The following is a 14,706-nucleotide window of genomic DNA, read 5'->3' on the forward strand; positions in this document are numbered from 1 at the left end:
TGAGGTGCGCACCTCACGTCTACTCATTTTTGAGGTGCGCACCTCATTTTTCAGCTTGCAATCACGTAACATATTTTACTGAAACGATATTTTTTTGATACGACGTCTCATCATTCTGGTCCGGGCGCATAGGTAAATGTGGTGAAGTTTGCCGATCGTGCAGCACCTGAGGTGTCAAAGGCGGCCATGCCGACAAAGGCGCCGGTAAAACTTGCGTGCTCGCCGCGACCGCCTTCGTCGGAGATCACCGAAGCATCGAGGGCCGGGCCGATCGGGGTCCAGTCGCCCGACTGCTTCCAGAAAAACTGTTGCCGGGCGTGATCGACTTGAACCCGCAGGTCGACCGGCCCGTCGGCCAGCGGGACGGGATCCACGGGGTGGGTCAGCGCGCCTTCGGGCCAGTCGCCGGGGCAGGACAGGATGGTCAGCGTGCGCCCCGTGCCCGACTCATGGGTGATCATCACTGCGTGGAACTTTGATCGGTTGTAGTATGTCGTGAGGCCCGCCGCCTGCTGGTAGGTGTCGGGGGCAAAGTCCAGCGTCGTGGTGGCGGTATAGGCCGCGTGCTCCTGCCGCCGCGCCACCAGCGCCTGTTCAAACCAGCTGCCGATGCTTTCGCGCCCGATCAGAACCAGCCCGGACTGCGTAGGCCTGAAAATGCGGGCGCGGTCAGGGGTGCGCAGCCATTGGAAATCCTTTGGCAGGGAGCCGGTTGTCAGGTCATAGGCCACCGGCCCGCCAGGCTGGGTCTCTGCCACATGCGGGACCTCGGCACGGGGCAGGATCCCGCCTGCCTCCAGCACCGGCCAGCCGTCGCGCCAGACCACGCGCTCGATGCCCGTCTCCCGGCCCATCGGGCAGAATGCCCCCGGCAGGGGTCGGCCCATCAGAAAGGTGTGGTAGCCGGTGCCGTCCGGGGCCTCGACATATTGACCGTGGCCGCTGCGCTGGACGGGATGGTCCGGCGCGCCCTGACAGCTCATCAGGTGATCGCCGGGTTGTACCTCGTACGGCCCCCAGATGTCGCGCGCGCGGGCGGTGGTGACGGCGTGGTCATATCCGGTGCCGCCCTCGGCCGTGGTCAGGTAATACCAGCCGTCGCGTTCAAAGATATGCGGCGCCTCGGTCAACCCCCGTGCCGTGCCGTCAAAGATGTTGCGCACCGGCCCGGTCAGCCCTGCGTCCGGTGACCATTCCTGCAACAGGATCCCGTCAAAGGAGGCGTGCACCGGGTTGCCGCCCGTGCCCTTGCCCCGGTGGTTCCAGCGGACGTTCATAAAGTATTTGCGCCCGTCCGCGTCGTGAAACAGCGACGGATCAAAGCCGGAGGAATTGACATAGATCGGGTCCGACCAGGGGCCTTCGATCGCGGGCGCGGTCACGACATAGTTGTGCGCGTCCTTGAACGCCCCGTCCAGCCGTTTGACATCCGTATAGACCAGCCAGAACAGCCCATCAGCATGGCTGAGGCAGGGGGCCCAGATGCCGCAACTGTCTGGATTGCCTCGCATATCCAGCTGCGCGGCCCGTGTCAGGGGTCGCGTCGCCAGCGTCCAGTTGGCAAGGTCGCGTGAGTGGTGGATCTGGACGCCCGGATACCATTCAAAGGTGGATGTCGCGATGTAATAGTCTTCCCCGACTCGGCAGATCGACGGGTCGGGGTTGAAGCCTGGCAGGATCGGATTGCGGATCATTGCGGCTTAGACCAGCAACGCCTGCGCGGCATCGGCGGGCAGGGGGGCAGGGCGGTCGCAAGTGGTGGTCAGCGTCACGACCTCTCCCTTTTCCCCGGCGGTCAGGATGGAGGTCATGACGTCTACGGCGTGAATGGCCAGTTCCAGCGCGCAGCGGTGCGGGCGGCCTTCGTTCATCGCCACGGCCATCTCGGCCAGACCGGCAGTGCGGTAGTTTGCCATGGGCGTGCCGCCATGGTCCTGATTGGGCACGCCCAGCGGGTGCGATGCGGTATCCAGCGTCGTGGTCGCGCCATCGGCCCCCGTCACCTCGACAGTGCCCGAGAACCAGTTCGGATCGGGCAGAAACATCGTGCCATCAGCGCCATAAAGCTCCATATGCCCGTGCCGATGCGCCCAGACATCCCAGGATGTGGACAGGGTGATGGTGGCCCCCGACACGAAATCCAGCAGCGCGTGGATGTTTGTTGGTGTCTTGACCGGGATGACCTCGCCCTTGCGCGGCTCGGACAGGATGGTGCGGGTGTCCGACGCCATCGAGGTCAGCGCGCTGACCCGCCGCACCGGCCCCAACAGCTGGATCAGGTTGGTGACGTAATAGGGCCCGATGTCCAGCATCGGCCCCGCGCCGGGTAGAAAGAAGAAATCGGGGTTGGGGTGCCAATACTCCATCCCATGCGACATGACATGGGCGGTGCCTGCGATGACCTTGCCGATCCGGCCCGCGTCAATGGCCTGCCGCGCGGCCTGATGCGCACCGCCCAGGAACGTGTCGGGGGCCGATCCGATGCGCAGCCCGTTTGCGTCGGCCAGCGCGCGCAACTCCTCGCCCTCGGCCAGCGTCAGCACGATGGGCTTTTCGGTATAGGCGTGCTTGCCCGCCTCCAGGATGCTCTTGGTCACGCTGAAATGCGCATCCGGAATGGTCAGGTTCACGATGATGTCGATGTCGTCCGCGCCCAGCAGCCCGGCGACCGTCTCGGCCCGCACGTCGAACTCTGCCGCACGTGCGCGAGCGGCCTCCGGGTTCATGTCGGCGACCGCGCGCACCTCGAGCCCTTTGAACAGGGGCGCGAGCCGCAGATAGGCGGTCGAGATGTTGCCGCAGCCAATGATGCCAATGCCTTGCATGATATGCTCCTTCAGAACGATTGTGCCGCCGCCAGCGCGCGCGAGGCGAACCGCAGGTGGCTGGACGGGTTGTCATGCTCCATCACGAAATAGGTGGTGCCCGCGTCCTTGAGTGCGCCAAAGAGCGTGGGCCAATCCATCGTGCCATGCCCCACATCGGCCCAGCCGTCCTCGTCCGTGTTCTCGCCGGCGGGCGCGATGTCCTTGAGGTGCGCCGACAGGATGCGCGGGCCATAGCTGCGGATGCTGTCCATCGGGTCGACGCCTGCGCGTACCGCCCAGGCTACGTCGAATTCATAGGCCACCGATGGCGCATTGCCGAGGATATGATCAATCGGCAGGCTGCCATCCGCCAGGGCCGCATATTCGAAATCATGGTTGTGATAGCCAAGGCCAAGCCCGTGACCCTTGAGGGCCGCAGCGGCCTTTTCCAACCCTGCGCCATACGCGGCCCAGCCTGCGGCATCGGTGGGTCGCGCGTCGGGCATGATAAAAGGCACGATCGCCGTTTTCATGCCCAACCGCCCTGCAATGGCCCCCACGGCTGCGGGGTCGGCTTCGATCATGTCCAGACCCACATGGCTCGTGGGCATCGCCAGCCCGGTGGCGCGCAGCCCCGCCTCCAACGCGTCAATGGCGGCCGGATCGGCCAGCAGCGCGCCGTACCCTTCGACCTGGGCATAGCCCAGACCCGCCAGCATCGACAGCGTTTCGCCAAGCGGCTCAAAATTGCGGGAGCTGTAAAGCTGATAGGAGAAGGCAGTCATGGCAGGGCCCTTTCAAGTGGAATAGGTGGCGGAATGAAGGTCGCGGAGGACAAAGGCGGGGCGTGGCCCGCCCGCATCCGCAGGTGTGAAATGCAGGGTCACGGGCTGGTCGGGCAGAATGGTCACGGCATTATCGGAAAACCGCCCCGGCTGATCCGCCTCGACCACGACGTATAGGCCAAGCGCCCGCGCGGTCAGCGTGATACGCTGGCCCGCGTCGGTGTCGGTGACGCGCATGTCCAGTTCCGGCGGGCGCAGATCGTAGGATTTATAGGGCTGCGGCGCGAAATGGTCGCGTCCCTGCAAGCCGTCCGGCGTGACCCAGTCAAAGACCAGCATCTCGCCCGCGCGGACCTGCACAGTGCCAAAGGGCTTGGCCGCATCCGCGCCAACCGTGTCGGCAAACGTGCCCAGATCGCGCCGCGCGCCGTCCATCGTCACCGCAAAAGCCGTCAGCGTCAGCGCCACAGGCACCGCACCGTCATTGACCGCGCGCAATTCGATCCCGTCCGCTCGCGGCACCGCACTGACATAAACCGGCGCGTGGAAACGCCGCGCCATATGGTGCAAGAGCTTCCAGCCCCCGCCATGATCCAGCGACGACCACGAACAGACCGGCCAGGTGTCGTTCAACTGCCAGATCAGCGTGCCCATGCAGTGGGGCTTCAGGCTGCGCCAATGGGTGACGGCGGTTTTGATGGCCAGCCCCTGCTGCACCTGGCTGAGGTACACGAAATTCTCGAAATCCACCGGAAAGCGGAAATAGCGGAACATCGTCTCGGCGATGCGCGCATTGCCGCCTGCGTTCTTCTGGTGGCTCTCCATCACCGGGGCGGCGATATTGAAATCCCCCGGATCGGCAAAGCGGCGGATGACGTCCATGGACGGATAGGATTGAAACCCGAACTCTGAACAAAAGCGCGGGGATACGTCGCGGTAATGGTCGAAATCACGGCCCTCGTGCCAGACGGACCAGAAATGCATGTCGCCCGACCGGTCGTCATGCCACGCATCACCAAAGCGCATGGGCCCGGGCGACGGGCTTGATGGCCACCAGTTCGTAGTTGGGGCGGTGGCGCGCAGCGCGGTCTCGATCGTGCGGTTCAGCCGGTCATAGGCCACAAGGTAGGTATCGCGGTTGGCGCGGCTTTCCTCGTACCAGGTCAGCGCGCCCAAAAGTTCGTTGTCGCCGCACCACAGCGCGATGCAGGCATGGTGGTTGAGGCGCGCGACTTGTGCGCGGACCTCTGCGTCCACCTCGGCCAGAAACGCGTCATCAGACGGGTAAAGGTGGCAGGCGAACATGAAATCATGCCAGACCATGAGGCCCAGTTCATCGCAGATGTCATAGAACCAGTCCGGCTCGTACCGGCCACCGCCCCAGACGCGGATCATGTTCATATTGGCATCGACCGCCGATTGCAGCAGGTCGCGCACGGTGTCGGGCGTGATGGCCGACCCCAGCGCATCCGCCGGTATCCAGTTCGCGCCCTTCATGAACACAGGCCGTCCGTTGACGTGAAAGGCGAACCCGCTGCCCGTGTCATCCGGCGCGGTGATCAGCGCGATGTCACGCAACCCGATGCGCCGCGTGGTGCTGTGGCCGGGCAGGGCGACGGTGAGTGTGTAGAGCGGCTGCGCCCCCTGACCAACAGGCCACCACAGGTCCGGCGCGTCGATCTCTATGGTTGCCACGGCGATGCCATTTTGCACCTCTGCCCGCACCTCCTGGCCCGCCAGCGCAAAGGTGACGGGCGTGCCGTCCGTCGCGCGGTCGGTCCGGGCGGTGACGGTGACAGTTACCGCCCCATCGCCGTGCACCTGTTCCACGATCAGATCGGCAATGCGGGCGACTTTCGGCTCCAACCGGATCGCCCCATAGACGCCAAAGGGGGCCAGCGCGATGTTCCAGTCCCAGCCGAAATCACATTCCGGTTTGCGCAGCATGTTGCCGTGCGGGATCGGGCAGTTGTCCCGTTGAAACGGAACGGGAAATGGTTGCGCCTCCGCGCGCGCTGTTGCCTCCGCCACCGGGGACGCAAAGCGGATCGCGATGGTGTTTTCACCCCGCCGCAAAGCGCCGCTTGCATCCACACGGTGGGTGCGAAACATGCTGTCAGCGCGCAACACAGACACCCCGTTGATCGTAACCTCCGCGACCGTATCGAGCATCTCGATCACCAACTCGGCATCCGTCTCCTCGGCCTCAAACGTCCTTGTCGCCACCCAATCCCGTTCGCAGATCCAGCGCAGATCATATTCGTTCCGACCCACATACGGGTCGGGGATCAGGCCCGCATCCCGTAGCGCGCTGATCCCGTCGCCGGGCAGCGGCATGGGGGCGGCATAGTCACCTGCCGCATCGGTCAGATGCCAAAGTCCTGCGAGGTCGATCATGGTTACAGACGGTCTTCGCTGGCCCGGTCGAACAGGGACGCGCGCGCAGGGTCAAAGCCGATGGTGATGCGATCACCGGTGCGCACGGCGGCCTGCCCATCCATACGGATGCGCACGGACTGCCCCGCCAGCTTGGCCCAGGCCAGCGTGTCGGACCCCATCGGCTCCACGATGTCGATCTCGGCCTCGGCCGTCACCGGCAGTGACGCCGCAGCCTCACCCGTCACGATATGCTCGGGCCGGATGCCCAGCCACGCGGCGCCCTTCGTCGGTACCGGCCCCTGAAACGCATAGCCCGCCAGCGGGAATTCATGCCCATCGGTGACAAAGGTCTGACCGTCCAGCGTGCCCTCGAAAAAGTTGATCTCGGGGCTGCCGATGAACCCGGCCACGTATTTGTTGACGGGGCGGTTGTAGATCTCGGTCGGGCTGTCCAGCTGCTGGATCACCCCGCCTTTCATGATCGCGATCCGGTCGGCCAACGTCATCGCCTCGACCTGATCGTGGGTCACGTAGATCATTGTGTTCTTGAGGTTGTGGTGCAGGCGCTTGATCTCGACCCGCAGGTCGGCGCGCAGCTTTGCATCGAGGTTCGACAACGGCTCGTCGAACAGGAACACATCCACATCCCGCACCAGCGCGCGCCCAATGGCAACCCGCTGACGCTGACCGCCCGACAGGGCCGCGGGCTTGCGATCCAATAGCGGCTCTATTTGCAGGATCTCGGCAGCGCGGGCCACGCGTGTCTCGATCTCTGCCTTGGGCATACGCGCGTTCTTCAGACCGAATGACAGGTTCCCGGCCACGGTCATCTGCGGGTACAGCGCATAGGACTGGAACACCATGCCGATGCCGCGGCCCGACGGCTCCTCCCAGGTGACATTGCGGTCGTTGATGTGGATCTCGCCATCCGTGGGATCCAGCAGGCCCGCGATACAGTTGAGCAGCGTGGATTTCCCACAGCCCGACGCCCCCAGCAGGACAAGGAATTCGCCCTCGGGGATGTCGATGGTCAGGTTGTCCAGCACGGTCAGCGCGCCGAATTTCAGGGTCAGGTCTTTGACAAGTACGGAAGTCATGGGTCAGCCTTTCACCGCGCCGGCGGCGATGCCCCGGACAAAGAGTTTGCCGGAAGCGAAATAGATGATGAGGGGGACGAGGCCGGTCAGAAGCGTCGCGGCCATGTTGACGTTGTATTCCTTGATGCCCTGCACCGAGTTGACGATGTTGTTCAGCTGCACGGTCATCGGGTAATCCGCGGGCTTGGTATAGATCACGCCAAACAGGAAATCGTTCCAGATTCCAGTGACTTGCAGGATGATCGCCACCACAAAGATCGGCAGGGACATGGGCAGCATGATGCGGAAATAGATGCCCCAGAACCCCGCACCATCGACGCGCGCGGCTTTGAACAACTCCTCCGGCACAGAGGTGAAATAGTTGCGGAAGAGCAGCGTCAGGATCGGCATGCCGAACACCGTGTGCACCAGTACCAAACCCCAGACATTGCCGTATAGTCCCAGCTCGCGCAGGATGATCACCAGCGGATAGAGCATCACCTGATAGGGGATGAACGCGCCCACGATCAGGATGGTAAAGAACACCTCCGACCCTTTGAACTTCCAGTTGGCCAGCGCATATCCGTTCACCGACGCAATCGCGATGGACAGGATCACCGAGGGGATCAGGATCTGGACCGAGTTCCAGAAACCGCGGGAAAGCCCTTCGCAATTGATGCCGGTGCAGGCCTCGGCCCAGGCCTTGACCCAGGGCTGATAGGTGATCTCGACCGGGGGGGAAAAGATGTTGCCAAGGCGGATTTCCGGCATGCCCTTGAGCGATGTGACGATCATCACATAAAGCGGCAGGGCGTAGTATGCGGCGACGACGATCAGCGTGCCATAGAGCATCACATTGGCGCGCGAAAAGCGGCGGCGGGGTTTGGGCCCGCGGGGGGTGACGGCATCAACCACGTTTCTTGCCTCCGAATTCGAGATAGGCCCACGGGATCAGAATGATCACCACGCTGAGCAGCATCATGGTCGAGGCCGCGAACCCCTGCGCGAGGTTCTGGGCGCGGAACATGTAGTTGATGACGTATTTCGCGGGCACTTCGGACGCGATGCCCGGCCCGCCATTGGTCTGGGCGACGACAAGGTCGTAGATCTTGATGATACCGGATGCGATCAGCACGAGGGCGGTCACAAAGACGGGGCGCATCATCGGGATGATCACGCGGATATAGGTCTTGACCGTGCCGATCCCGTCGACGCGCGCGGCCTTCCAGATGTCTTCGTCGATACCGCGCAGGCCCGCCAGCATGATCACCATGATCAGCCCCGTGCCTTGCCACAGCCCGGCAATTAGAATGCCATAGATCACGATGTCCGGATCATTCAGCGGGTTGAAGGTGAAACTCTCCCACCCCATTTGCCGCACCACGTTCTGGATGCCCAGATCGGGGTTCAAAATCCACTGCCACGCCAGCCCCGTCACCACGAAGCTGAGCGCAAAGGGATAAAGAAAGATCGTGCGAAAAATGCTCTCGCCCCGGATCTTGCGATCCAGCATCGCGGCGAGTGTGAACCCGATCACCAGCGTAAAGATCATCGAGAAAAAGCCGTACACAGCCAGGTTTTCGATCGAGATGATCCAGCGCCGTGTGCTCCACAGCCGCTCGTATTGATCCAGGCCCACAAAATTCAGCTTGGGCAACAGTTTGGACGAGGTAAAGGAATAGAGAACCGTCCACGCCGTGCCGCCGACAAAGACCACCAAAGCGGTCAGTACCATCGGCACCGATGCGATCTTGGCCGACATATTGCGGAACAGGCCCGAAGGCTTCCGCGATTTGGAAGAAGAAGACATGACACCACCCCGCTACATGTCGCACTGCACCTGTCCGGGGCCGCAAATGACCCCGGGCAGGTGACTGGGAGGCGCGCCCTTATTCGGCGGACGCGATGATGTCGACGTAACGCGCCTGCGCGTCGGCGGCGGACATGTCAGAGGTCCAGAACTCGGCCATCAGGTCCTCGATCTGGGTCTGGGTGTCTGCGGTCAGGTTCATGTCGCCCGACGGCAGGATGTTGCCATCCGCAAGGATGGACAGACCCTTTTGCATGCAGTCGTTGGCCGACGACATGTCGATGTCACCACGCACCGGCAGCGACCCTTTTTTCAGGTTGAACGCAACCTGCACCTCGGGCGAGATCAGGGTGGAGGCCAGCTCCATCTGCGCCTTCTTGGTGGCTTCGTCGTCGATTACGGGGAAATAGAATGCGTCGCCCCCGGTATCGAGCACCTCGTTCACGCCCAGACCGGGCAGGCAGGTGTAATCAACGCCGGCCACTTCGCCCGCGACCTGGAATTCACCCTGCGCCCAGTCGCCCATGATCTGGCCCGCGGCCTGATCGGTGATGACGAGGTTGGTGGCCAGGTTCCAGTCCTGCACATTGGAATTGCGCGCCAGTTCGCGGGCATTTGCGACCGCTTCGAACACGGCTTTGTAGGCGGGGCCAGCGGCGGTGTCGGCATTGCGCTCGACCGACACTTCGCGCCAGGCGTCAATGCCTGCAATCGCGATGGTGATCGTGCCAAAGGCGAGGTTTTGCTGCCAGCCCTGCTGACCCATGGCCAGCGGCGTGATGCCTGCCTCTTCGAGCTTGGGGGCGGCGGCAACGAATTCGTTCCAGTCGGCGGGCACATCAAGGCCAACCTTTTCAAATGCACCATGGCTCAGCCAGATCCACTGGCCCGAATGGATGTTGACCGGCACGCAATAGACGCGACCGTCCAGCGTGCAGGCGTCCAGCAGCGACGGCGGGTTCACGATGTCTTTCCAACCCTGCGCTTCGGCCAGCTCGGTGAGGTCGGTCATCAGACCGGCTTCGATCAGCTCTTCGGCTTGACGTCCGTGGTTCAGCTGTGTGGCGCCCATCGGGTCACCGCCCAGAATACGGCTGATGATGATGGGGCGCGCTGTGCCGCCAGACCCGGCGATGGCGCCGTCCACCCATGTGTTGCCCGTGGCGTCGAACGCCTTGGCAAATTCGGCCACCGCGGCGGCTTCGCCCCCGGATGTCCACCAATGCGTGACCTCCAGGTCCGTGGCATGTGCCGCAGTCGCGCCAACAAGCGCGGCCGAGGCCAGCAGATGTGTCATTGTCTTCATTTTGAGTCCTCCCTGACTTCTAAATCGTTATAGAAATTGCTACAACGATTTAGATTTGCCGATCAAGGTAGAATTTTGCCAGAGATCGAATTAATTATGGAGACAGGCGCAAGGTGCTGATTCCGTTGGTGTTCATTTCTCCGCCAATGGTGTCTAATTCGGAAATCCTTGGCCGAAAGGGGCCGCAATGACCAAGTCTGGACCTTCCGACACACCATCCGGCATCCGGCTGGAATCAGGTGAACGCCCGACGCTCAAGACAATTGCGCGGCTGTCCGGCCTTGCCGTTCCGACGGTGTCCCGCGCGCTGGCCGACGCGCCCGACATCGGCAAGCAGACCAAGGCGCGCATCCGCGATATCGCCCGCCAGATCGGCTACCGGCCCAACCGCGCGGGCGTGCGCCTGCGCACCGGGCGCACCAACGTGATCAGCCTCGTGATGTCGACCGAACATGACATGATGAACCATACCGCCCGGCTGATTTCGTCGGTGTCTTCGGCGATCCGCCACACGCCCTACCACATGATCATCACGCCCTATTTTCCGGACGAGGACCCGATGGTCCCGATCCGTTACATCGTCGAGACCGGCTCTGCCGACGGGCTGATCATCAACCAGATCGAACCGGACGACCCGCGCGTCCGCTACCTGATGGAAAACAAGTTTCCCTTCGTCACCCATGGCCGCACGCAGATGTGCGACCAGCATGCCTATTTTGACTATGACAACACCGCCTTCGGACGGCTGGCCGTGCGCGCGCTGGCGCGGCGCGGGCGGCGGCGCATCGCCCTTCTGGCCCCGCCGGACAGCCAGAACTATGCCCAGAACATGATCGAAGGGGCCACCGCCGAGGCGGCGGAGCAAGGTGTCGCGTTCGCCATCGTGCCCGGCGCGGACGCCCATCAGGACAACCCGGTGATCGAACGCGCCATGGGCCCGCTCTTTGCCACCGATGCCCCGCCCGACGGGCTGATCGCACCGACCATCGGCGGCTGTGTCACCATGATTGCGGCGGTCGAGGCGATGGGCCTGACCCTGGGCCAGGATTTCGACATGGTCGCCAAGGAGGCGATCACCTTCCTGCGCCGTTTCCGCAAGGAGATCCTTGTGGTGGACGAAGACATCGATCTCGCCGGAGATTTTCTGGCCCGTGCGCTGCTGCACCGGATCGGCACGCCGGACGCGGCCCCGATGCAGCAACTCGTTGGCCCCGACATGGACATGACATTCTGATGGGGCCGCACGCGCGCGCCCTGCACGGGGCCACACCATGAGCCAGTTCGACCACCCGTTCTTTGCGCCCGCATGGCGGCGTCACCTGACAGTCGCCATCTGCATCCTGTGGGGCCTGTTCGAACTTTGGAACGGCACCACGCTGTGGGGGCTGCTGTTCCTCGGCATCGGCATGGTTGCGCAACGGCAGTTCAGCCTCATCGACTGGACCAAATATGACGAAAAGGACGGATAGATGCCGGTGACGCTTCGGGATGTGGCGCAGGCTGCGGGCGTGTCGCGTTCGGCGGTGTCACGCTGCTTCACGCCTGGCGCCTCGATCAGCGACAAGACCCGCGCCAAGGTCGAACAGGCCGCCAGTGACCTCGGCTACAGCCCCAATGCGCTGGCCTCGTCGCTGACCACGGGCCGCACCAAGCTGGTGGGCGTGGTATCGAACAACTTTCACAACCCGATTTTCCTCGAATTCTTTGACCGTGTGACGCGGGAATTGCAGGGCAGGGGCCTGCGCCCGCTGCTGGTGAACCTGTCGGACGAAACCGATCCGACCCAGTCGATCCGCATGTTGCAGCAATATTCGGTGGATGCCGTGATCGTCGCCTCCTCGACCCTGCCGGTCAGCTTTGCCACCAGCTATGTCGAGGCGGGCATGCGGGTCGTCCATTCTTTCGGACGGCTGACCGACAGCCCCAAGCTGCACGTGCTGGGCATCGACAATGTTGAGGCGGGCCGCGTGGCCGCGCGCGAGTTGCTGCGCCGGGGTTACCGCCGGGTCGGGTTTCTGGCCGGGCCGCTCTCGGCCACCTCGACCCGCGACCGCCACACCGGCTTTGCCGAGGAACTGGGGCGGCACAGGGACGTGTCGCTGTCGGTGTCCTATGCGCAAGCCTATAGCTTTGACGCGGGCCGGGCCGAGATGACGCGCCTGTTGTCCATGGGCCCGGCAGAGGCGTATTTCTGCGGCGACGACGTGCTGTCCATCGGGGCGTTGTCGGCGATCCGCGACGCGGGCCTGTCGGTGCCGGATGACGTTGGCATCCTCGGCCTCAACAACATGGAAATGGCAGGTTGGGAGCTGATCAACCTGACCACGATCCACAACCCCGTGGACGAGATCGTGCGCGGCTCGGTCGATCTGGTCGACCGGATGCTGAGCGGAGCAGAGACCGCACCCCAATCCATCGCCTTTGACTGCAAGGTGGTGGAACGGGGCACGCTGCGCCCCGCGCCCTGACCGGTCTGTTTACCGGAACATTGGCGGACGCGCATCCAGCCACGCGCCATCCTGCTTGCCCGATTCCGCCACCGCGAACACGGCCGCCATCGACCGCAACCCGTCTTCGGCCCGAGGATAGAGATTGGCCGCCGGATCCATCAGCCGCCCCTCCTTGCGCGCGCCAATCGCCTCGGCCAGATCGGTATAGATATTGGCAAAGGCCAGCGGCATCCCCTCGGCATGGCCGATGGTGACGCGGGTGGTCCGGTCCGCCTCGGGCGACAGGTTCGCCTCGCCCCGCTCGATCACCTGAAGGCGTTCGTTCAGCGGCATGTAATACAGCTGGTTGGGCTGTTCCTGGCTCCACCGCAAACCGCCTGTCTCGCCAAAGACCTGAATGCCCAGACCATGCTGCCGCCCGATGGCCACAGAACTGGTCCACAACCGCCCGACAGCCCCCCCATCCATGCGGAAATTGACCATAGCGTCATCCTCAAGCGTACGCACGTCGATGCAGGACACCGTGTCGGCGGACAGCTTTTCGACCTCCTGCCCGGTGACAAAGGACGCCATGTGCAGTGCATGGATGCCGCAATCGGCAAACTGCGCCGACACGCCCGCCTGCGCGGGGTCATAGCGCCAGCGCACCCGCGGGTTGTCCGCGTCAGTGGCATCCGCGTGGTGGCCGTGGGCAAACTCCGCCACCACCAGCCGCACCTTGCCGATGTCACCGCGCGCCACCATCGCCCGCATGTGCCGCACCAGCGAATATCCGGAATAGCCATAGTTCACCGCGCAGATGTTGCCGGTCTTCTGGGCGATCTCGACGATCTCCTGCCCTTCCTCGACGGTCATCGTCATCGGCTTTTCGCAGAGCACGTGGAACCCGGCCTCAAGATAGGCCTTGGTGATCTCGAAATGGGTGGCGTTGGGCGTGGCGACGGTAACCAGATCGATCCGGTCCTCGCGCGCGCTCTCGCCCTCCAGCATCTCCTGCCACGACCCGTAAGCCCGGTCGCCCAGACCCAGACGGCGGCCATAATCGCGCCCCTCCTCGGGGCGGTGATCCAGCGCGCCCGCGGAAAATTCGAATAGTCCGTCTAGGCCCGCCCCCAACCGGTGCGCAGGCCCGATCTGGCTGCCTTCACCGCCGCCGATCATGCCCCATTGCAGCTTTGCCATGTCTCAGGTCCCCCTCAAAAACCGATGGATTGCAGGTAGGTGCGGTTCAGTTTCGCGTCGTCCACCGGCGATGTGTCGCCTGCCGGGTCGCAGTCCTGCTCCACCGTGCACCAGCCGTCAAAGCCGTGGTCCAGCAGCACCTGCCGCACGGCCGGGAAATCCACGTCGCCATCGCCCAGATTGCAGAAGATGCCCTGACCGCAGGCGTCATAGAACCCGGTGCGTTTGGCGATCACGTCGGCCTTTACCTTCGGGTCGATGTCCTTGAAATGCATATAGCTGATGCGCGGCATGTGCCGTTTCATGAACGCTACCGGATCGAACCCGGCATAGGAATGGTGCCCGGTGTCGAAACAGATCTTGAGGATGCTCTCGTCCACCTCGTCCAGCAGCCGCTCCAGTTCCGGCTCGAAATCCATGAACCCCGCGGCATGGGCGTGGATGCCCACGGTCAGCCCGTATTCCTCGGCGCCCATCCGCGCGATGGTGGCAATGCGGTCGCGATAGGCGGCCCATTCGGCGGCGTCCATCTGCTCGGCCTCGGCCACGCGGCCCGCCGTGGGCGCGCGCCGCTCTGATATGCTGTCGATCAGCACAAGATGCTGCGCGCCATGCGCTTTCAGCGCGGCACAGGTGCGCACCGATCCGTCCATGACGTCATCCCAGGCCGCGGGATCGTGGAACGGGCGGAACACCACGCCCCCCACCAGTTCCTGGCCGAACTCCTCCAGCGCGTCGCCCAGCACGGCCGGGTCTTCGGGCATGAAACCCACTGGCCCCAGCTCGATGCCGGTATACCCCGCATCCGCGTTCTCCTGCAGCACCTTGCGCCAGGCCGGGTTGCGCGGATCGTCCGCAAATTCCACACCCCACGAACAGGGGGCATTGCCGATCTTGATCATGTCTCTTCG

Annotated in this window: 13 protein-coding genes; 3 read left to right on the top strand and 10 right to left on the bottom strand. The window is 63.6% G+C overall.

Annotated features, from left to right (window positions below; genetic code table 11):
• Positions 1-110: 110 nt before the first annotated feature.
• From Q0949_RS13075 to Q0949_RS13110, 8 genes are all read right to left on the bottom strand, one after another.
• Complete coding sequence (locus Q0949_RS13075; protein ID WP_299372884.1) at positions 111-1,694, bottom strand: glycoside hydrolase family 43 protein; 1,584 nt, start codon at positions 1,692-1,694, stop codon at positions 111-113.
• Between the two features lie 6 nt (positions 1,695-1,700).
• Entirely contained in the window at positions 1,701-2,825 is a 1,125-nt protein-coding gene (locus tag Q0949_RS13080; protein WP_299372887.1) for a Gfo/Idh/MocA family oxidoreductase, read from the bottom strand.
• Between the two features lie 11 nt (positions 2,826-2,836).
• Positions 2,837-3,592 (bottom strand): sugar phosphate isomerase/epimerase, encoded by a 756-nt coding sequence (locus Q0949_RS13085; RefSeq protein ID WP_299372890.1) that lies wholly within the window; start codon positions 3,590-3,592, stop codon positions 2,837-2,839.
• Positions 3,593-3,604: 12 nt separating this feature from the next.
• On the bottom strand, positions 3,605-5,989 hold the full coding sequence (locus tag Q0949_RS13090; RefSeq protein WP_299372893.1) for a glycoside hydrolase family 2 protein: 2,385 nt from the start codon (positions 5,987-5,989) through the stop codon (positions 3,605-3,607).
• A gap of 2 nt (positions 5,990-5,991) precedes the next feature.
• Positions 5,992-7,068 (bottom strand): ABC transporter ATP-binding protein, encoded by a 1,077-nt coding sequence (locus Q0949_RS13095; RefSeq protein WP_299372896.1) that lies wholly within the window; start codon positions 7,066-7,068, stop codon positions 5,992-5,994.
• A 3-nt stretch (positions 7,069-7,071) separates the two neighbouring features.
• The gene (locus tag Q0949_RS13100; RefSeq protein WP_299372899.1) at positions 7,072-7,962 is read right to left on the bottom strand and encodes a carbohydrate ABC transporter permease; all 891 of its coding nucleotides are present in this window, start codon (positions 7,960-7,962) and stop codon (positions 7,072-7,074) included.
• Complete coding sequence (locus tag Q0949_RS13105) at positions 7,955-8,857, bottom strand: sugar ABC transporter permease (protein WP_299144307.1); 903 nt, start codon at positions 8,855-8,857, stop codon at positions 7,955-7,957. Before Q0949_RS13105 ends, Q0949_RS13100 begins: the two co-directional genes overlap by 8 nt.
• Before the next feature lie 79 nt (positions 8,858-8,936).
• Positions 8,937-10,163 carry an ABC transporter substrate-binding protein gene (locus Q0949_RS13110; RefSeq protein WP_299372902.1) on the bottom strand — a complete coding sequence of 409 codons (1,227 nt, stop codon included), beginning with the start codon at positions 10,161-10,163 and terminating at the stop codon, positions 8,937-8,939.
• Between the two features lie 187 nt (positions 10,164-10,350).
• Between Q0949_RS13110 and Q0949_RS13115 the strand changes: the two genes are divergently transcribed.
• Genes Q0949_RS13115 through Q0949_RS13125 form a run of 3 tightly spaced genes read left to right on the top strand, consistent with a single transcriptional unit; the run spans position 10,351 to position 12,631 of the window.
• Positions 10,351-11,397 (top strand): LacI family DNA-binding transcriptional regulator, encoded by a 1,047-nt coding sequence (locus tag Q0949_RS13115; protein WP_299372905.1) that lies wholly within the window; start codon positions 10,351-10,353, stop codon positions 11,395-11,397.
• 37 nt (positions 11,398-11,434) lie between these two features.
• A complete protein-coding gene (locus Q0949_RS13120) occupies positions 11,435-11,632 on the top strand; it encodes a hypothetical protein (RefSeq protein ID WP_299372908.1) in 198 nt (65 codons plus the stop codon).
• Positions 11,633-12,631, top strand: coding sequence for a LacI family DNA-binding transcriptional regulator (locus Q0949_RS13125; protein ID WP_299372911.1), 999 nt, complete (start codon positions 11,633-11,635; stop codon positions 12,629-12,631).
• A gap of 9 nt (positions 12,632-12,640) precedes the next feature.
• Here the strand turns inward: Q0949_RS13125 and Q0949_RS13130 are convergent, their stop codons facing one another.
• Both Q0949_RS13130 and Q0949_RS13135 read right to left on the bottom strand, forming a co-directional pair.
• The gene (locus Q0949_RS13130) at positions 12,641-13,795 is read right to left on the bottom strand and encodes a Gfo/Idh/MocA family oxidoreductase (protein ID WP_299372914.1); all 1,155 of its coding nucleotides are present in this window, start codon (positions 13,793-13,795) and stop codon (positions 12,641-12,643) included.
• Positions 13,796-13,809: 14 nt separating this feature from the next.
• A complete protein-coding gene (locus Q0949_RS13135) occupies positions 13,810-14,697 on the bottom strand; it encodes a TIM barrel protein (protein WP_299372916.1) in 888 nt (295 codons plus the stop codon).
• Between the last annotated feature and the right edge of the window lie 9 nt (positions 14,698-14,706).

The sequence above is a fragment of the uncultured Tateyamaria sp. genome, assembly GCF_947487805.1.
In the GTDB taxonomy this organism is placed as follows: domain Bacteria; phylum Pseudomonadota; class Alphaproteobacteria; order Rhodobacterales; family Rhodobacteraceae; genus Tateyamaria.

Bases quoted from the DNA above. Each gene is read 5' to 3' on its own strand.
- Q0949_RS13110 (WP_299372902.1), bottom strand. From the start codon at position 10,163: ATGAAGACAATGACACATCTGCTGGCCTCGGCCGCGCTTGTTGGCGCG.
- Q0949_RS13090 (WP_299372893.1), bottom strand. From the start codon at position 5,989: ATGATCGACCTCGCAGGACTTTGGCATCTGACCGATGCGGCAGGTGAC.
- Q0949_RS13120 (WP_299372908.1), top strand. From the start codon at position 11,435: ATGAGCCAGTTCGACCACCCGTTCTTTGCGCCCGCATGGCGGCGTCAC.
- Q0949_RS13075 (WP_299372884.1), bottom strand. From the start codon at position 1,694: ATGATCCGCAATCCGATCCTGCCAGGCTTCAACCCCGACCCGTCGATC.
- Q0949_RS13135 (WP_299372916.1), bottom strand. From the start codon at position 14,697: ATGATCAAGATCGGCAATGCCCCCTGTTCGTGGGGTGTGGAATTTGCG.
- Q0949_RS13125 (WP_299372911.1), top strand. From the start codon at position 11,633: ATGCCGGTGACGCTTCGGGATGTGGCGCAGGCTGCGGGCGTGTCGCGT.
- Q0949_RS13130 (WP_299372914.1), bottom strand. From the start codon at position 13,795: ATGGCAAAGCTGCAATGGGGCATGATCGGCGGCGGTGAAGGCAGCCAG.
- Q0949_RS13115 (WP_299372905.1), top strand. From the start codon at position 10,351: ATGACCAAGTCTGGACCTTCCGACACACCATCCGGCATCCGGCTGGAA.
- Q0949_RS13080 (WP_299372887.1), bottom strand. From the start codon at position 2,825: ATGCAAGGCATTGGCATCATTGGCTGCGGCAACATCTCGACCGCCTAT.
- Q0949_RS13085 (WP_299372890.1), bottom strand. From the start codon at position 3,592: ATGACTGCCTTCTCCTATCAGCTTTACAGCTCCCGCAATTTTGAGCCG.
- Q0949_RS13105 (WP_299144307.1), bottom strand. From the start codon at position 8,857: ATGTCTTCTTCTTCCAAATCGCGGAAGCCTTCGGGCCTGTTCCGCAAT.
- Q0949_RS13095 (WP_299372896.1), bottom strand. From the start codon at position 7,068: ATGACTTCCGTACTTGTCAAAGACCTGACCCTGAAATTCGGCGCGCTG.